The sequence below is a fragment of the Ruegeria sp. CDSA236 genome, assembly GCF_059611285.1.
This window is the reverse complement of sequence record NZ_JBXWPG010000001.1, coordinates 471017-488989: the sequence shown is the minus strand read 5'-3', so window position 1 is coordinate 488989 and position 17973 is coordinate 471017. Positions and strand designations below refer to the sequence as shown.

General features: G+C 56.9%; 13 protein-coding genes. 9 read left to right on the top strand and 4 right to left on the bottom strand.

Features of this window, described 5'->3' with window-relative positions; translation table 11 throughout:
* Nucleotides 1-19: 19 nt before the first annotated feature.
* The gene (gene lpdA, locus AC2FLB_RS02470; RefSeq protein WP_271947557.1) at nucleotides 20-1414 is read left to right on the top strand and encodes a dihydrolipoyl dehydrogenase; all 1395 of its coding nucleotides are present in this window, start codon (nucleotides 20-22) and stop codon (nucleotides 1412-1414) included.
* A gap of 109 nt (nucleotides 1415-1523) precedes the next feature.
* Here the strand turns inward: lpdA and AC2FLB_RS02465 are convergent, their stop codons facing one another.
* Nucleotides 1524-2909 (bottom strand): M20/M25/M40 family metallo-hydrolase, encoded by a 1386-nt coding sequence (locus AC2FLB_RS02465; RefSeq protein ID WP_496708550.1) that lies wholly within the window; start codon nucleotides 2907-2909, stop codon nucleotides 1524-1526.
* A 324-nt stretch (nucleotides 2910-3233) separates the two neighbouring features.
* Here AC2FLB_RS02465 and hemA point away from each other — a divergent pair, with 324 nt between their 5' ends.
* From hemA to AC2FLB_RS02445, 4 genes are all read left to right on the top strand, one after another.
* Nucleotides 3234-4457, top strand: coding sequence for a 5-aminolevulinate synthase (gene hemA / locus AC2FLB_RS02460; protein WP_142633250.1), 1224 nt, complete (start codon nucleotides 3234-3236; stop codon nucleotides 4455-4457).
* Between the two features lie 128 nt (nucleotides 4458-4585).
* Nucleotides 4586-5797, top strand: coding sequence for a helix-turn-helix domain-containing protein (locus AC2FLB_RS02455; RefSeq protein ID WP_496691076.1), 1212 nt, complete (start codon nucleotides 4586-4588; stop codon nucleotides 5795-5797).
* Nucleotides 5798-5867: 70 nt separating this feature from the next.
* Nucleotides 5868-6989, top strand: a complete 1122-nt coding sequence (ispG, locus tag AC2FLB_RS02450; RefSeq protein WP_142633254.1) for a flavodoxin-dependent (E)-4-hydroxy-3-methylbut-2-enyl-diphosphate synthase — start codon at nucleotides 5868-5870, stop codon at nucleotides 6987-6989.
* Nucleotides 6990-7294: 305 nt separating this feature from the next.
* Nucleotides 7295-8716 (top strand): pectate lyase family protein, encoded by a 1422-nt coding sequence (locus AC2FLB_RS02445; RefSeq protein ID WP_496708549.1) that lies wholly within the window; start codon nucleotides 7295-7297, stop codon nucleotides 8714-8716.
* Nucleotides 8717-8755: 39 nt separating this feature from the next.
* Here AC2FLB_RS02445 and AC2FLB_RS02440 read toward each other — a convergent pair whose 3' ends face one another.
* On the bottom strand, nucleotides 8756-9514 hold the full coding sequence (locus AC2FLB_RS02440; protein WP_142633258.1) for a DsbA family protein: 759 nt from the start codon (nucleotides 9512-9514) through the stop codon (nucleotides 8756-8758).
* The gene (locus AC2FLB_RS02435; protein ID WP_496688382.1) at nucleotides 9511-10893 is read right to left on the bottom strand and encodes a M48 family metalloprotease; all 1383 of its coding nucleotides are present in this window, start codon (nucleotides 10891-10893) and stop codon (nucleotides 9511-9513) included. The genes AC2FLB_RS02440 and AC2FLB_RS02435 overlap by 4 nt, the downstream gene beginning before the upstream one ends.
* Here AC2FLB_RS02435 and AC2FLB_RS02430 point away from each other — a divergent pair.
* The 3 genes from AC2FLB_RS02430 (at nucleotide 10892) to AC2FLB_RS02420 (ending at nucleotide 15927) form a co-directional block, all read left to right on the top strand.
* Nucleotides 10892-12055 (top strand): pyridoxal phosphate-dependent aminotransferase, encoded by a 1164-nt coding sequence (locus AC2FLB_RS02430; protein ID WP_496708548.1) that lies wholly within the window; start codon nucleotides 10892-10894, stop codon nucleotides 12053-12055. The two genes, AC2FLB_RS02435 and AC2FLB_RS02430, sit on opposite strands and share 2 nt — an antisense overlap.
* A gap of 66 nt (nucleotides 12056-12121) precedes the next feature.
* Entirely contained in the window at nucleotides 12122-13342 is a 1221-nt protein-coding gene (locus AC2FLB_RS02425; protein WP_496708547.1) for an N-acetylmuramoyl-L-alanine amidase, read from the top strand.
* Between the two features lie 95 nt (nucleotides 13343-13437).
* Complete coding sequence (locus AC2FLB_RS02420) at nucleotides 13438-15927, top strand: penicillin-binding protein 1A (protein ID WP_496708546.1); 2490 nt, start codon at nucleotides 13438-13440, stop codon at nucleotides 15925-15927.
* Here AC2FLB_RS02420 and AC2FLB_RS02415 read toward each other — a convergent pair.
* On the bottom strand, nucleotides 15921-16754 hold the full coding sequence (locus AC2FLB_RS02415; protein WP_496691082.1) for an aminoglycoside phosphotransferase family protein: 834 nt from the start codon (nucleotides 16752-16754) through the stop codon (nucleotides 15921-15923). The two genes, AC2FLB_RS02420 and AC2FLB_RS02415, sit on opposite strands and share 7 nt — an antisense overlap.
* A 77-nt stretch (nucleotides 16755-16831) precedes the next feature.
* Between AC2FLB_RS02415 and prfB the strand changes: the two genes are divergently transcribed.
* Entirely contained in the window at nucleotides 16832-17959 is a 1128-nt protein-coding gene (prfB, locus tag AC2FLB_RS02410; RefSeq protein WP_496691083.1) for a peptide chain release factor 2, read from the top strand.
* Nucleotides 17960-17973: the final 14 nt, after the last annotated feature.

Sequence of the window (17973 nt, the reverse complement as noted above, 5' to 3'; positions counted from 1 at the left end):
CCTGCTCCGAGAGGGAAACATGGCAGCACAATCTTTTGATCTGATCGTAATCGGCGCTGGTCCTGGCGGGTATGTCGCAGCCATTCGCGCAGCACAGCTTGGTTTGAAAACCGCCGTGGTCGAGCGCGAACATCTCGGGGGGATATGTCTTAACTGGGGCTGTATCCCAACCAAGGCGCTGCTGCGGTCTTCAGAAGTGTTCCACCTGATGGAGCGCGCAAAGGATTTTGGGCTGAAGGCCGAGAAGATCGGATATGATCTGGATGCTGTGGTCAAGCGATCGCGCGGTGTCGCCGGGCAACTTTCGGGCGGTATCGGTCACCTGCTGAAAAAGAACAAAGTGACGGTTGTCATGGGCGAGGCGACGATCCCGGCCAAGGGCAAGGTCTCCGTCAAGACCGACAAGGGCAGCGAAGAGTTGACAGCCAAGAACATCGTTCTGGCAACCGGCGCGCGCGCCCGCGAGCTTCCCGGGCTGGAAGCGGATGGTGATCTGGTTTGGACTTACAAACACGCCCTGCAGCCGCCACGGATGCCAAAGAAATTGCTGGTCATCGGGTCGGGTGCAATCGGGATCGAGTTCGCTAGCTTCTACAATACGCTCGGTGCAGATACGACGGTGGTTGAAGTCATGGACCGCGTTCTGCCCGTCGAGGATGCCGAGATCAGCGCCTTCGCCAAGAAAGCCTTTATCAAACAGGGCATGAAGATCATGGAAAAGGCGATGGTCAAGCAGTTGGACCGCGCTAAGGGTAAAGTCACTGCGCATATCGAGGTGAAGGGAAAGGTCGAAAAGCACGACTTTGACACCGTGATTTCTGCCGTGGGCATCGTCGGCAATATCGAAAATCTGGGGCTTGAGGCTTTGGGTGTCAAAATCGACCGGACCCATGTTGTGACTGACGAATTCTGTCGCACCGGTGTCGATGGCCTGTATGCCATCGGTGACATTGCCGGAGCGCCATGGCTGGCGCATAAAGCAAGCCATGAGGGTGTCATGGTGGCCGATCTGATCGCCGGGAAACATGCCCATCCGGTCAAACCCGAAAGCATCGCGGGCTGCACCTATTGCCATCCGCAGGTTGCGTCGGTCGGCTATTCCGAGGCGAAGGCGAAAGAGCTTGGCTATGACATCAAGGTCGGCCGTTTTCCCTTCATCGGCAACGGCAAGGCAATCGCGCTTGGAGAGCCCGAAGGGCTGGTCAAAACAGTCTTCGACGCCAAAACCGGAGAGCTGTTGGGCGCCCACATGATTGGCGCGGAAGTCACTGAGTTAATTCAGGGGTATGTGGTCGGGCGGCAGCTTGAAACCACCGAAGAGGATCTGATGAACACAGTGTTCCCGCATCCGACTTTGTCCGAGATGATGCATGAAAGCGTTTTGGACGCTTACGGGCGTGTGATCCATATGTAACTCAGGGCAGGGGGTACCTCTGCCGATCTGCGGCACATTACCAAAAGTATCTTTGGCCAGATGAAGCAGCGAACCAAGCTTCATCTGGCCTTTTGATTCCCGGATTTGGTTATCGGGTCAAAGCGTCGAGAATGCGCGCCCAGGACCGGATGCCTTTGTGAAAGCTTTTGACGTCATATTTCTCATTCGGTGAGTGAATTGCGTCATCATCATTGGCAAAGCCCACAAGCATGGAATCCATGCCAAGTTCCGAGTCGAAGTAGCCAACGACAGGGATTGACCCGCCCATTCCGGTAAAGACGGCTTCGCGCCCCCATTCATCGGACAATGCGCCTCGGGCGGCTTCGAATTCGGGGCGGTTGATATTCATGACGGATGCGGGCGCGCCTTCAAGATCGTTGTCCCACTGTACTTTCGCGTCGGGTGACAGGCGGTCTTCTACATGCTTGCGAATCTGGTCACGCAAGGCGTCAGGGTTCATGTCACCCACCAGACGGCAGGTGATCTTGCAATGCGCCTGTGAGGGAATGACCGTCTTCGAACCGGCGCCGTTATAACCGCCCCAAAGCCCGTTTACCTCAAGCGTCGGGCGCGCCCATTGTTGCTGCAATGTCGAATATCCTTTTTCGCCGTGTGGCTGAGAATACCCCACCGAGTTCAGATAATCCGCCTCATCGAACCCGCAGTTTTCCCATTGGCGCAACTGTTCGGCCGGGACCTCATGAACCCCGTCATAAAAGCCTTCGACAGCGACGCGACCGGTTTCGTCGTCATAGAACGAGGCGACGATCCTGGACAGCTCTCGCAGCGGGTTTAGCCCCGGTCCGCCGTAATGGCCCGAGTGCAGGTCGATCCGCGGACCGATGATGGTGAATTCGTCCTTGAGCATCCCGCGCAGCTGAGACGCGATTGATGGTACCCCACGCGACACCATCGAAGTGTCACATACCAATGCCAGATCCGCTTTCAACTCGGCCACGTTTTCACGCAGGAACGGGACGAGCGACGGCGAACCGGATTCTTCTTCGCCTTCGAAGAAGAAGGTGATGCGGCAGGGCAGGGTGCCATGGACGGCCTTCCATGCGCGGCACGCTTCGACGAAGGTCATCAACTGTCCCTTATCGTCCGAAGAGCCTCGACCCCGGATCACCGGCCCATTTTCGGTTTCTTCAATGGCCGGATCGAACGGATCCCGGTTCCACTGGTTCAGCGGGTCAACGGGTTGCACGTCATAATGGCCGTAGAACAGAACATGGGGCGCGCTGTTGTCCTCACCTATGTGGCCCACCACCATGGGATGTCCGGTGGTTTCACGTTTTTCAGCCTGAATTCCTATGCTTTTCAGGTCAGATACCAGCCAGTCAGCTGCCTGGTTGACCTGTTGGTCAAAGGCCGGATCGGTTGAAATTGACGGAATGCGGAGCAGTTCCATCAGGCGGTCGATTGAGGTTGGCAGATCGGCGTCGATGCGGTTCAGAACAGCGTCCAGCGACATGAGAGGGCTCCTGCTTGATTTGGATTTTCCGGAACCCTATCAGCGCCACTTTTGCCGTCTAGCCCGCAAGGACAGGAATCTGGTATAATATCGGAAACCCGGATGAGATAATGTGCTGTGCCTGCGTCGTTTCCTCGCGTCCAGGGGGCGTAACTTTACTTGTCGGTCAGGGTCAGAGCGGATATTTGATGCAAATCAAATAAGCTTTCACTGTGCTTGCGGTATCAAGCAGGCAGTGGGAAATGCTCTGGTGCAGATTCGTATCCTGCGCAGAAGAAGACGTTCGGTCGCCGTAATATCGGTCGGGCAACTAAGGAGAAACCGGTGGATTATACTGCTCAGCTTGATTCAGCGATCGCAAGGCTGCATGACGAAGGACGGTACCGGACCTTCATTGATATCGAACGTCGCAATGGTCATTTCCCGCATGCGGTGCGCACGCGCCTCGATGGATCGCAGCAAGATATCACCGTCTGGTGCGGCAACGACTATCTTGGCATGGGGCAACACCCTGTGGTGTTGGAGGCGATGCACGAGGCCGTGGATGCCGCAGGCGCCGGATCAGGTGGAACCCGCAACATTTCGGGCACAACGGTTTATCACAAACGGCTTGAGGCCGAGCTGGCCGATCTGCACGGCAAAGAAGCTGCGTTGCTGTTCACCAGCGCCTATATCGCAAATGACGCGACACTCAGCACTTTGCCGAAATTGTTTCCTGGTCTAATCATTTATTCTGACGCATTGAACCATGCTTCGATGATCGAAGGGGTGCGCCGCAACGGCGGGTCCAAGCGCATCTTCCGCCACAATGACGTCGCCCATCTGCGCGAACTGCTTGAAGCGGATGACCCCGCAACGCCCAAACTGATCGCCTTTGAGTCGGTGTATTCGATGGACGGCGATTTTGGCCCGATTGAAGAGATATGTGATCTGGCCGATGAATTTGGTGCGCTGACCTATATTGATGAGGTCCACGCCGTTGGCATGTATGGACCGCGCGGCGGTGGCGTGACCGAGCGTGATCGTCTTGCCCATCGGATCGACATCATCAACGGCACATTGGCTAAAGCCTATGGCGTCATGGGGGGCTATATCGCGGCCAGCACTAAAATGTGCGACGCGGTGCGGTCTTATGCTCCGGGCTTCATCTTTACGACGTCTCTACCACCTGCCGTTGCTGCGGGTGCCGCAGCTTCGGTTGCCTACCTCAAAACTGCGTCCGAATTGCGAGAGCAGCATCAGACGCAAGCAAAGATCCTCAAGCTTCGGCTCAAGGGGATGGGCCTGCCACTGATTGATCACGGCAGCCACATTGTGCCCGTGATTGTCGGCAACCCCGTGCACACGAAGAAACTCAGCGATATGCTGCTGGATGACTATGGAATCTACGTCCAGCCCATCAATTTCCCCACTGTTCCGCGTGGAACAGAACGCCTGCGTTTCACACCGTCCCCGGTTCATGGACCTGACGAAATGAACCGTTTGATCCAGGCGATGGACGAACTTTGGTCACATTGTGCGCTAAATCGCGCCGAACTTGCCGGTTAACCTAACGCTAAAGTGTGCAATTCGTATGCCGCGTGCTAAAATTACGGTAACAAAACTACGGCGCGAATCATTCTTTTAATGATTCGACCACGGCGTGAAACACGCACAGGCAGAATGGGGCAGCAGGGATGATTGGGCGCAGATCACAGCGCGGATCCGAAGGCGACACTGACGTCAGGCCCAAGGGCTTTGACGACTATGAGGTGCGGCTGGGCGACATGATGCGTGGTGAACGCGCAACAATGGGCAAATCCTTACTGGATGTGCAGCGCGAACTGCGGATCAAAGCCAACTACATTGCAGCCATAGAAGATGCCGACCCGGACGCCTTCGATACGCCCGGATTTATCGCTGGGTATGTGCGCTCTTACGCCCGCTATCTGGGGATGAACCCTGACGAAACTTTCTTTGCGTTTTGTAAGGAAAGTGGGTTTGAGGTCGCGCATGGCATGTCGGCCGAGGCGTCGGTGGTTCGAAAGACCTCGGGCAGCTTGCCGGCTCGCGGTCCGATGGGGCGCGATCCGTTTATCTCGCCAAACACTCCCTATATTCCCGGACGGGAATCGTTGGTCAGCCAGATAGAGCCGCGTGCCATCGGGTCGTCTCTGGTTCTGTTGGCTGTGATCGGCGGTATTGGATATGGCGGATGGTCCGTCCTGAACCGGATTCAGCAAGTGCAGGTAAGCCCGGTTGAACAGGCTCCGGTTGTCTTGTCTGATTTGGACCCGCTTGAGGCGGCGCGTGGCACCACCGAAGATCAAGTCGCGCTGATCGACACCCCCTCGGCTGAGGCTCTGGATAGGCTGTATCGCCCACAGGCCCTGGATTTGCCGGTGCTCGTTGCCCGTGATGCACCAATTTCTACACTGGACCCGCGTACCGTTGGCACCTTCCAGCCGCCTGAGCCGCCCAAGGTTGAGGTTGCCGAAGTCCATACGGTTCTTCGCCCGACATTGCCGCAGGTGGTTGAACAGATTGATACGACCCTGAAAATCGTCGCCGTTGATCCGGCGTGGATGCGGGTCACCGCTGCGGATGGAAGTATCATCTTCGAGGGTACGCTTGGAACCGTCGAACAGGGCAGTACATTCGAGGTACCGCTGACAGAAGAACCGCCTAACCTACGTGCAGGTGCCGCCGGATCTGTCTATTTCTCGATGAATGGTGACCATTTCGGCCCGGTCGGAGCACCAGGAACTGTCGCCAAAGGTGTCGTTCTGTCCAAGGATGCGGTTTCCGAACGCTATACGGTAGCTGATCTTGAGGCCGAGCAAAACGTCGCCCTCAAGCAATTGGTGGCGGAACTTCAGGCGCAAAGCTCTGCCGCACCGACAGAATGATCTGACCATTGCAGTGGCCAGTTAGGCTGACTATTTAAAGATCAACTCAGACAGTCTTGGACCCGTCCACATGTCCCTTAATCACGTGCGCCCATGGCGCAATATCTACCGCCGCAAATCTCGTCAGATCATGGTTGGAAACGTCCCCGTCGGAGGTGACGCTCCGATTGCGGTGCAGACGATGACCAACACGCTGACGACGGATGTGGCGGCGACTGTGGCTCAGGTGCAGGCCGCCGCAGAGGCGGGTGCGGATATCGTGCGCGTTTCGGTCCCGGATGAGGCCTCGTCCAAGGCGCTGAAAGAGATCGTGCGCGAAAGTCCAGTACCTATCGTGGCGGATATCCACTTTCACTATCGCCGTGGGATCGAGGCCGCCGAGGCAGGCGCAGCATGCTTGCGGATCAACCCTGGCAACATTGGGAATGAAAGTCGGGTGAAAGAGGTCATTCAGGCCGCGCGTGACCATAATTGCTCGATCCGGATCGGGGTGAATGCGGGAAGCCTGGAAAAGCATCTGCTCGAGAAATACGGCGAGCCTTGCCCCGAAGCGATGGTTGAAAGCGGGCTAGAGCATATCCGTATTCTTCAGGACAACGATTTCCACGAATTCAAGATCAGCGTGAAAGCCAGCGATGTCTTCCTGTCGGCCGCTGCCTATCAGGGCATCGCCGAGGCCACGGACGCCCCCATCCATCTGGGTATAACCGAGGCCGGAGGACTGGTTTCGGGCACCATCAAATCGGCGATTGGTCTGGGCAATCTGCTATGGATGGGCATTGGCGACACGATCCGCGTCAGCCTGTCTGCGGATCCTGTCGAAGAGGTCAAGGTAGGGTTCGAGATCCTGAAATCTCTGGGCTTGCGCCATCGCGGGGTTAATATCATCTCATGCCCCTCTTGTGCGCGGCAGGGGTTCGATGTGATCAAAACAGTCGAGGCGTTGGAACAGCGTCTTGAACATATCAAAACACCAATGAGCCTTTCGATCATCGGCTGTGTCGTGAACGGCCCGGGCGAAGCGCTGATGACCGATGTCGGCTTTACCGGCGGCGGTGCCGGATCGGGTATGGTGTATCTGGCGGGCAAGGCCAGCCACAAGATGTCCAACGATCAGATGGTCGACCACATTGTTGAAGAGGTCGAGAAGAAGGCCGCTGAATTGGACGCTGCGCAGGAAGCCGCTGAGTAATTTTCCAGCTTGATTGGCCGTTGAATGACCAGTTCGGCAGGCATGCAGGGTCAATTCATAGGGCCTGCACGTTATTGGCCGCGTGTATCTGGTGGACCCCAATCCCAGACACCTCATTGAAAACACGACGCTGTTGGTCCACATTATTGTTAGGAATGAGATTTTTATTCCCGCTTAGATTTGTTGTTTTTGTTTCAAGGGTTTCTTAGTCGTATGCCAGTAAGTGATCGTTTGCAGAATAGATTGTCTCCTGCCTCTTCGGCCCTCGGTCTTTGCGGTCCGAACTCTTACAGGGGGCTTATGCAATGCGCCGTAACTTGAAAGCCTTCGGCCTGGGTGTAGTTATCGCCGGGTGTTCGGGTTTCATGGTGGCAGATAGCGTAGTGGCCGATCAGTCCGCATTTCCCGGTGCGGTGGGATATGGGCAGAACGCTACGGGTTGGCGTGGCGGCGAAGTGTTTCATATCACAACCCTGGACGATACCGGCCCGGGCAGCCTGCGTGAGTGCGTCGAAAATGATGGCTCCGGACGGGTTTGCGTTTTCGATATTTCGGGGACGATCACCGTAGACACCCAGATGAAAGTGGCTTCGAACACCTATATCGCCGGACAGACCGCGCCGGGACAGGGGGTGCAGATCAAACTTGGCAAGGTTCTGGATTCACCCCTGATGATTTTTGAGGCGCAGGACGTTTTGCTGCGGAACCTCAAGTTTCGGCCCGGACCCAGTTACAAGCCCTCGTCGAACGTGGACGGGCTTTCCATAGAGAGCAGTTCGAATATCTACGTTGACCGTGTCTCGATCCAATTTGCCACGGATGAGAATCTGGGCGTTGGAACGGAAAACCTGCCAAGCGAAGATATCACGATTGCCCGCAGCATCTCAGCCCTGGCTCTGGATAAGTCCACCCATACAAAGGGAAAGCATTCAAAAGGAGCTCTGCTGTGTTCCGATGATGGAACGGCAAGGCAATGTGGGCGGGTCACCCTGTATCAAAACCTGTTTGCCCATAACCGCGACAGAAATCCAGACATCCAGTCGTCACCATCTGGGCAAGTCGACATTATTAACAACGTGTTCTACGACGCGACCTCGCAATTCGGTGAGTTCTGGAACCATTACGGCGACACATGGATCGCCTATGTGGGAAACGTGGTCCTGCCGGGCCCCAGTACACGGAACAGGCCGCCCCCCGCCGCATTCGAGGTGTTCCCTTATGGCGCGGACAAAGGGTTCAGCATCTCGGTTTTCGAACAAGATAACCTGCATCTGGACAGCCGTATTGAGCTGCTATGCGACAGATCAGTGAAGGGCAAGATTGCGGATGATGCGGCGGTCGAATTCCTTGTGGCTGAACCTCACCAGCCGCTGTCGGTTGAACCTGCCGAGGTGAGCACGACATACGAAACCGTTCTTGGAACCGTGGGGGCCCGGCACGGGGATGACCAAGCTTTGGACAGTCTGGATGCGATGGTGATCGAAAACGTCCGCGGCTGTGATGGACATCGGATAAACGATCCGGGCGAGGTGGGCGGTTGGCCGGATTTGCCCATTGTTCACGCGGCAGTTGATACTGACCGGGACGGAATGTCTGATACTTGGGAAACAGGGCGGACTGGCCTGGACCCGAATGATCCCTCTGATGTCTGGGCGGACCGGGACGGCGATGGCTGGTCTAATCTAGAGGAATATCTAAGCCACCTTGCTGGCGACCCGATGCCCTGACGGAAAGGCCGGCTCCTGTTGTGGAACCGGCCTGCCAAATCAGCCTTGCTCGGCGCGAACGGCGTTCGCAATTTGCTGCATCTGATCTGCTTTCAGGTACCCGCGCAGCATTTCGCTGCCCAGCACAAACGAAGGCGTGCCCGAAATCTGCATCCGCTGCGCCAATTCACGGGTCTTTTGGATTTCCTCGGTGACCTGTTCGCTGTCCATTGCCGCCAGAATCGCGTCACTGTCCAAACCCAGCCCGTCCGAGATACGGCGCAAAGTAACCGGCGACGGTTCCCCGGTGAATTCGAGCAGGGCATCGTGAACCTGCTTATAGGCATCGTCCCCGGCAACATGTTTAGCGGCAACGGCAAAGCGGGATGAGATCATCGACGCGTCTCCGAGGATCGGAAACTCTTTGATCACAAGCCGAATATTGCCATCCTCGGCCAGCAGGCTGGCCACTTCGGGCACCGCACGGCGGCAATATCCGCAGCGATAGTCCATGAATTCGACCAGAGTAATATCTCCGTCCGGATTGCCGCCCACCCAGCTGTACCCGTCGTTGAAAAGCTCGTCAGCATTGCTGGCGACAAGCTCTTTATCCGCCTGCGCTTCTTCAACGGCGTTGCGTTGTTCCAGAATGTTGATCGCTTCGATGATGACTTCGGGGTTTTCCAGAAGGTATTCGCGTACCTGCTCTCCGAATTGTTGTTTTTCGGCGTCGGTCAGCTGGCTCAGGTCCAGGGCCTGCGCCGATCCTGCGATCAGGGAAAGCCCCAGAAGGGCTGGTGCAGCGTGTCTGAGGATCATTTCCGTTTCCTTTTCGAATTACTCTTGTTTGCTTGTTCAAACGCAATCAACACATCTTGCGCCCGTTGCCAACCCGGTGATCCGACCGGCAACTGCGCAACCGCGCGTTTCGCGTGAATACCGGCGTCATCCAAACGGCCCTGCAGGGCATATCTTTCGGCTGTAACCGCCGATGCCATGCCAGTATTGCCTGTTTTGGCATAAGCTGCACCCAGGTCTTGCATCAATCTTGCGTTACGAAAATCTCTGGCCCGCGCTTTTTCAAGAATGGCCAAGGCTTCCACTGTCTTACCTTGAACCAACAGGGACCGCCCGTATCCGGCCAGGATAAGTGGGTTATTCGGCGCCAATTCAACGGCTTTGCCATATGCTGCTACCGCATCAGCCACTTGACGGTTTTCAAGCATGATCTGGCCTTTGAGGTCATAGTAATAGGGGTCATTGGGCCGGATTGCCAATGCACCATCAATCGCAGCGCGCGCTTTGGTCAGATCACGGTTTTGATGGTGGGCTGCTGCCTCGCGCATCAGTCGTATGTCCTGGGCGGTTTCTTCTTTGGCGCGCCGCATCGTCCATGTGGGCGAGCGGATGAAGGCCGATAGTTTACCTTTCGCCCTTGCGAACCAGTAATCGGCATTCTGGCTGGGTTTGGCTTTATCGCCGAACTCTTCCAGAAACGCCTCGGCGGCGCGCAACCTCTCGCGGCTGGTGGGGTGTGATCGCATGTATGGGTCCTGGTTGACCGTGTTTAACAGCTCTTGCCCCGCGAATTTACGGTGCAGAGACACCATGCCACTGGGCGAGATACCGGCCCAACGTAGATAGCTTGCTGCGCTGCGATCCGCCGAGGACTCTTCAGCGCGGGTGTGGCCAAGAAAGCTGCGCAGGGCTGCCGAATTAGTACCGGCTGCAATTCCGAATGCGGCCTCGCCGCCGCCAGCAGCTGCAGCAATCAGAGCCAAAGCCGTCCCAAGCCCGGCTTTTTGCCGTGCTGCATTCAGGTTTTCGTAACGGCGCGATAAATGCCCGTTGGCGATATGGGCCGCCTCATGTGCGATAACCGCCTGCAACATCTCGGGGCTTTCGACTGAAAGGATTAGCCCATAGTTCAGATAGATCGCATTGTAATCCAAAACGAAGGCATTGAACGTGCTGTCATTGACCACCAGTATCTGGACCCGGTTGGTATTTAGACCGGCGGCGCGCAGAACGGGAAAGGCCAGCTCTCGCAGACCGTGTTCAATATCTGGATCACGGATCAGGCTTTGGGCCTGAACAGCTCCTACGAGCCAGGTCACTGCAAACAGCAACAGGGCCGGGATTGACGCCAGCCTGGATACGCGTTCAAAAGCCATGATTGCAACATGGGAGATGGCCATGCGAAACTCAACCCGGTCCGGGGTCGATCCGTTCATCGTGATGGACGTGATGGAGGCTGCCCGCAAAGCTGAAGAAGCCGGCCGTCACATCATCCACATGGAGGTCGGCCAGCCTGGAACCGGCGCACCCAAAGGGGCGACCGAGGCATTGGCTAAGGCAATGGAACAAGGCCCGCTGGGATATACCGTTGCATTGGGTCTGCCAGCACTGCGCCGCCGGATCGCGCAGATGTATGGCGAGTGGTATAATGTCGATCTCAATCCCGAACGGGTGGTGATAACCCCCGGTTCGTCAGGCGGATTCCTGCTGGCGTTTACCGCGCTGTTCGACGGCGGGGATCGCGTGGGTATCGGGGCCCCCGGCTATCCGTCATATCGGCAGATATTGCGGGCCCTGGGGCTGGTCGCGGTTGATCTGCCCACCGCTCCGGAACACCGCCTGCAGCCGGTGCCAGCCGATTTCGCCGGGCTAAATTTGCAGGGGCTGATGGTGGCCTCGCCCGCCAACCCGACAGGAACCATGCTGAACCATGCCGCGATGGGTGCGCTGATCGACGCCGCACACAGCCAGGGCGCGTCTTTCATCAGTGACGAGATTTATCATGGTCTGGAATACGAAGCCAAAGCCGTCACCGCGCTGGAGCTGACAGATGAGTGCTATGTGATCAACTCATTCTCCAAGTATTTCTCTATGACAGGTTGGCGTGTGGGCTGGATGGTTGTGCCCGAGGATCAGGTGCGCGTTGTCGAACGGATCGCGCAGAACATGTTTATCTGCGCGCCCCATGCCAGCCAGGTGGCGGCGCTGGCGGCGATGGAGTGTGATGAGGAATTGCAGGCAAATCTGGATGTCTATCGGCGGAACCGCGCGCTGATGCTGGATGGTCTGCCCAAAGCCGGTTTCACCAATATCGCGCCACCTGATGGAGCATTCTATGTTTACGCCGATGTGTCTGACCTGACCGACGACAGCCGTGCCTTTGCGGCTGAGATTTTGGATAAGGTCGGCGTGGCGGTCACTCCGGGGCTGGATTTCGATCCTCTGCGTGGGCACGGCACCATCCGTTTTTCCTATGCCCGCTCGACTGGGGATATCGAAGAGGGGCTGCGGCGACTTCAGCGTTTCATGACTGATCGGGGCTTGATTTCTACCCAAGCCTAAAGCGTTCACATCCAAGTGCGGGTCGGGTAGGCTGCGCTTCAAACGATCTCGGGAAAACTTGAGGCCATGAGCAGAATTATCTACGCCATCGCGCTGATCTGGGCGCTAGGCAGTGCCGCAGTTGCGCAGGATTTCAGCGCACTCGCCCGTGTTTTGCCAGACCAAAGTTCGATTGTTGATGACGGGCGGTCCGGTGTACGCATCCAGCTTGGGCTTAGCCAGGGGGTGCCTTATCGCGTTTTTACCCTGCGCGACCCGTATCGGATGATCCTGGATTTCCAGGAGGTAGACTGGACCAGTCTTGACCGTGACCGCTTTCTACAGACTGGCCGTATCAGCGGTGTGCAGTTCGGCTCTTATGTACCGGGCTGGTCCCGCATGGTGCTAGAGTTGGGCGCGCCTCTGGCGGTTGAGACAGCGGATATGCGAGTGGACTCTGCGACTGGGGCCGCGCATTTGACGCTTGGGCTGCAAGGGACAGATTTCGACAGTTTCGCAGCCAGCGCCGGAACGCCGCGTCAATCCGGATGGGATTTGCCCGAACCAGCAGAGACATCGGTCGCTCCGGTGGGGCAGGGCAACGGAACTTTGCGTGTCATGCTGGACCCCGGGCATGGAGGAATTGATCCCGGCGCCGAAGTTGACGGTGATGATGAGAAAACCCTGATGCTGACCTTTGCCCGAGAGCTGCGCGAGATGCTATTGCGCACGGGCGGATATGAGATTGAGATGACGCGGACCGATGATCAGTTCGTTTCTCTTGAACGTCGTATTGCATTGGCACACCGCGCAGGTGCAGATGTGTTCATCTCTTTACATGCCGACATTCTGACAGAAGGGCGGGCTCATGGCGCAGCCGTTTACACGCTGTCGCAAGATGCCTCGGATGTGGCAAGCCACAAACTGGCCGAGCGGCACGACCGCAGTGATTTGATTTCGGGCGTCGATCTGAGCGGTGCGGATGATCAGGTTGCAGATGTTCTGCTGGACCTTGCGCGTCAGGAAACCAGGCCGCGTACGGATGCGTTGGCACAAATGCTGGCAAATGGAATGACGCAACAGGGTGGTCCGATGAACAACAAGCCAATTCGCACAGCCTCATTTTCGGTTCTTAAGGCAGCGGATATTCCTTCCGTTCTGATTGAGCTTGGCTTCCTTTCCAGCCCTAGAGATTTGAAAAATATACGAAATCAGGAATGGCGCATGGGAATGGCGCGCGGTATTCGGGATGGGCTAGAGAAATGGCGCCAGGACGATATGGTAAAACGATCCCTGATTGGACAGTGACCCCGCGGCGCAAACCGGCTATTATTGGCCATGGTGTTTTGACCCTGCACAGGTGCGACACTATATAGGCGGCACCGCGAGCAAAAGGCAGTAACGTGATCCGTTTCATTCTTTCGATTTTCGGGGCGATATTCAGCCTCGTGACCCTGGGTATTTTTATGGCTGCGCTGGTTATCGGCGCGGTGTTCTGGATGTATGGGCGCGACCTGCCCAGTCACGAATCCCTGGCGCAGTACAAACCGCCCACGATCAGCCGGATTTATTCTGGTGAGGGTCAGCTGATCGACGAATTTGCGCAGGAACGCCGTCTGTTCACCCCGTCAGAAGAAATCCCCGAACTGGTTAAGCAGGCCTTTATTTCGGCCGAAGACAAGAATTTCTATAACCATAAGGGCTATGATCCGCGCGGGATTATTGCCGCTGGTGTCGAGGCAGTGAAATCCAAGGGCGAGAATGTACGGGGTGCATCGACGATCACACAGCAGGTAATGAAGAACTTCCTGTTGTCGGGGGACCGTCGGGCCGAGCGCAAGATCAAAGAGATCATCCTGGCCACACGGCTTGAGAATACGCTGGATAAGGAACAGATCCTAGAACTGTACATGAACGAGATTTTTCTGGGCCAGAACTCGTATGGTGTAACCGCAGCAGCGCAAACCTATTTCAACAAGACCCTTCAGGAATTGGCTCCGCATGAGGCCGCCACTTTGGCGGCAATGCCCAAGGCGCCGTCGGATTATCACCCGGTTCGGCAGAAAGAACGCCTTGTGAACCGGCGCAATTACGTGCTGCGCGAGATGAACCAAAACGGTTATATCAATACGGCGACCTATGAGGCCGAGGTCGAGATGCCTTTGCGGTCTGTCCAGAATGGTGATTTCGAAAGTTTCCGCACCGCCTTGCCGCCGCGGGATTACTTCACCGACGAAATCCGCCGCCAGCTGAGCGAAGATTTCGGCGAGGGCGAGTTCTTCACAGGTGGTTTTACTGTCCGCGCCTCTGTGGACGAGGAAATGCAAGTCAAAGCCGCGCACGCCCTGCGCGAGGCGCTGCAGAAATACGACCGGTCTCGTGGAAAATGGCACGGGACCGACGAAGTGATCGCCGAAGAAATACTGGCGGATGAGGTGCAGTGGCGTGAGGCCTTGGCGATTTTGGAAATCCCCCGTGATGTGGTTCTGCCTACGCAGTGGTATCCCGCCGTAGTACTGGATGTCGGTGAGCAGGCCCTGACCGTCGGCATTGAAAATGGTCCGGCTGACGGCATCATCCCGCGCTCGGACATCAAGTGGATGCAGGGCAGCTTCTTCGACAACTTCAAACGCGGTGACGTCATTCTGGTGATGGCCGGGGAAGAAGGCCAATGGTCGGCCCGTCAGGTCCCCGAGGTTCAGGGCGGCTTTGTTGCGATGGATGTGAACTCGGGCCGGGTTTTGGCGATGCAGGGCGGATTCTCGTATCAGGATTCTGTGTTCAACCGTGCCACGCAGGCGCAGCGTCAACCCGGGTCAAGCTTTAAGCCTTTCGTTTATGCTGCTGCGTTGGACAGCGGGTATAGCCCTGCGACCATTGTGGTCGACGCTCCGATCGAAGTGAACACACCGCAGGGCCTGTGGCGACCCAAGAATTCGACCAACAAATTCTACGGGCCGACGCCACTGCGTACCGGGATTGAACAGTCGCGGAACCTGATGACCATCCGTCTGGCGCAAGAAGTCACGATGCCCGTGGTTGCCGGATACGCGGAACGCTTTGGCGTTTATGACCGGATGGGTGCTTTCCTGGCCAACTCGCTGGGGTCCGAAGAGACGACGCTGTACAAGATGGTTGCGGCCTATGCGATGTTCGCAAATGGCGGCGAGCGGGTTGAACCCACTCTGGTTGACCGTATTCAGGATCGGTTCGGCAAGACAATCTATCGCCACGATGACCGCCAGTGCCTGGATTGTAATTCGGCCTGGCTGGAACCTGATGAATCCCCCACGATCGAGACCAACCGCAGTCAGGTCATGGATGCGATCACCGCTTATCAGCTGACGTCGATGATGAAAGGTGTCGTGGATCGTGGCACGGCATCCCGTGTTGTCAATCTGCCGGTGCCCACCGCTGGGAAAACCGGGACAACCAATGAATCCAAAGACGCCTGGTTCATCGGCTTTACTTCGAACATCGTTGCTGGCTGCTATATCGGCTACGACCGTCCGCGCCCGATGGGCCGGGGCGCTTATGGCGGCACTTTGTGCGGTCCCGTGTTCCAAAGCTTCATGGAGACAGCTGTCGATAAATACGGCGGAGGTCCGTTCGAAGTGCCACCGGGTGGTCACTTTATAAAAATTGACCGGTTCAGCGGTGCACGTTTGCCATCTGATGCGTCCGGAGACTTTGTCGTGGCCGAGTATTTCCGCGATGGCGCCGACGGCTTTATCGACCGCATCTATGACGGTGGTTTTGCGATGGGTTCCGACCTGCCGCTGTTTGAAGAGGTCAACAGCTCGGGTCGTCAGGTGACCACGTCGACCGGCGACACCATCACCGTTGGCCCAAATGCCAGCCAGGGCGATTTGCAGGGCGGCGGGCTTTACTGATCCGCCGCGCGCAACAACAGATTCAAGAGCGTTGCCTCGGGCGCAGCTGAAACTATCCCATGGCCGCGCCACATGATGGATAGCGCACCTTTTGCAGCGGCCCATTGGGCAAGACGTTTCCGCGACACACCTAACGCTCCGGAGTAAAGCTGGAGGCAGCGTTCGATCTGGTCGCGGCTGCGAACCAGATCGGGCATGCCTTTGGGGTGCCGCAATGCGTTTGCAAGTTCAAAAGCAGGATCGCCCAGATACCCCTTTGCATCAATTACCCTTGCCCCTGAAGGCGTTTGAATTACGTTATCGGTGTGAAGGTCACCATGCAGCGGCACCACCTGCGGTTGGCTCGTCAGAAGGTTTGATGCCAGTTCCGTTGCGCGGATCACATCGCGTTGTAGCGCATCGGGGCAATCGCGGGCAAACGTGCAGTCAAACAGTGGATTGAATACCTTGTGCAATGGTCGCAGCTCGTCGAACGCAACCGTGGGCTTTTGGTGAAGGCGGTGGGCCATCTCCGAGAAAACCTGCAGCGCGCTTTCAGCGTTTCCGTCACGCGCGATGTCACCCAGTGTCGGACCCTCCAACCACTCCATCAATACGGCTTTGCCCGCTTCGGCATAAATGGCAACCGCGCCACGATCCCGCCAGAGCGACAAAAGCCCGGTCGAAGCAGCTTCGTTCCCGCGATCTGCGCGGTGGTATAGCTTTAGCGCGGCCGGCCCATAATCCCGCGCGTGAACTTTCCAGACTAACGCATGCTGGGCTTCGGCGATCAGTGTGGCACGGCATAATCCCCAGCAATCCATGATATCAGCCGGAACAATATGCATTCAGGTCTCCGCTGTCTTGTGGTGGCCCCACGCTCTTGCTATCACGCAGGCCTGATTGAGCAAGTTGGGACGTAACCATGCGCGCCGAAACCCAGAATACCGTGGCGGAAATTGAAAAGTCGCTAGAGCTGCTGGCGCAGCGCATGGACTATGAAACCGCACCCCATCGCCTTGAGGAATTCAATGCCCGGGTTGAGGATCCCAACCTGTGGGACAACCCCGAGAATGCGCAAAAACTGATGCGCGAGCGGCAGATGCTGGTCGATGCTATTGAAATCTATGAATCCATCAAAACCGACCTCAGCGACAATATGGAATTGATCGAACTGGGCGAGATGGAAGAGGACGAAGAGGTCGTCACCGACGCTGAAGAGGCGATCAGAAAGCTAAAAGCCAAAGCCGCCAAGAAAGAGCTTGAGGCGCTGCTGGACGGAGAGGCCGACGGCAACGACACTTTCCTTGAGATCAATTCGGGCGCAGGCGGCACCGAAAGCTGCGACTGGGCTTCGATGCTGGCGCGGATGTATGTCCGCTGGGCCGAGAAAAAGGGCTATACGGTCGAGCTGCAATCCGAGACCTCGGGCGAAGAGGCGGGTATTAAATCTGCGGCGTACAAAATTTCTGGCCACAACGCTTATGGCTGGCTGAAATCGGAAAGTGGCGTGCATCGGCTGGTGCGAATTTCACCTTATGACTCGGCGGCCAAACGGCATACCTCGTTCAGTTCGGTCTGGGTTTACCCGGTGGTGGACGACAATATCGAGATCGAGGTCAACCCGTCCGAGATTCGCATCGACACCTACCGGTCCTCGGGGGCAGGAGGCCAGCACGTGAACACCACGGACTCGGCCGTGCGGATCACGCATATCCCGACCGGGATCGTTGTTACATCATCCGTGAAATCCCAGCACCAGAACCGTGATATTGCGATGAAAGCGCTGAAATCCCGCCTGTACCAGCAAGAGCTGGACCGCCGCAATGCTGACATCAACGCAGCCCACGAGGCCAAGGGCGATGCGGGCTGGGGCAACCAGATCCGGTCGTATGTTCTGCAGCCTTACCAGATGGTGAAGGACCTGAGGACCAACTATGAAACCTCGGATACCAAGGGGGTTTTGGATGGGGATCTTGACGGGTTCATGGCCGCCACACTGGCCTTGAACGTGGCCGGAAAAAGCCGCTCCGAAGCACAGGGCGAGGGCTGATAGCAGCGCGTTCG

What these genes read in the sequence shown, in the direction of transcription:
- lpdA (WP_271947557.1), top strand. Translation starts at nt 20, where the DNA reads ATGGCAGCACAATCTTTTGATCTGATCGTAATCGGCGCTGGTCCTGGC.
- AC2FLB_RS02465 (WP_496708550.1), bottom strand. Translation starts at nt 2,909, where the DNA reads ATGTCGCTGGACGCTGTTCTGAACCGCATCGACGCCGATCTGCCAACC.
- AC2FLB_RS02455 (WP_496691076.1), top strand. Translation starts at nt 4,586, where the DNA reads ATGATTGGGCGCAGATCACAGCGCGGATCCGAAGGCGACACTGACGTC.
- ispG (WP_142633254.1), top strand. Translation starts at nt 5,868, where the DNA reads ATGTCCCTTAATCACGTGCGCCCATGGCGCAATATCTACCGCCGCAAA.
- AC2FLB_RS02445 (WP_496708549.1), top strand. Translation starts at nt 7,295, where the DNA reads ATGCGCCGTAACTTGAAAGCCTTCGGCCTGGGTGTAGTTATCGCCGGG.
- AC2FLB_RS02440 (WP_142633258.1), bottom strand. Translation starts at nt 9,514, where the DNA reads ATGATCCTCAGACACGCTGCACCAGCCCTTCTGGGGCTTTCCCTGATC.
- AC2FLB_RS02430 (WP_496708548.1), top strand. Translation starts at nt 10,892, where the DNA reads ATGCGAAACTCAACCCGGTCCGGGGTCGATCCGTTCATCGTGATGGAC.
- AC2FLB_RS02435 (WP_496688382.1), bottom strand. Translation starts at nt 10,893, where the DNA reads ATGGCCATCTCCCATGTTGCAATCATGGCTTTTGAACGCGTATCCAGG.
- AC2FLB_RS02425 (WP_496708547.1), top strand. Translation starts at nt 12,122, where the DNA reads ATGAGCAGAATTATCTACGCCATCGCGCTGATCTGGGCGCTAGGCAGT.
- AC2FLB_RS02415 (WP_496691082.1), bottom strand. Translation starts at nt 16,754, where the DNA reads ATGCATATTGTTCCGGCTGATATCATGGATTGCTGGGGATTATGCCGT.
- prfB (WP_496691083.1), top strand. Translation starts at nt 16,832, where the DNA reads ATGCGCGCCGAAACCCAGAATACCGTGGCGGAAATTGAAAAGTCGCTA.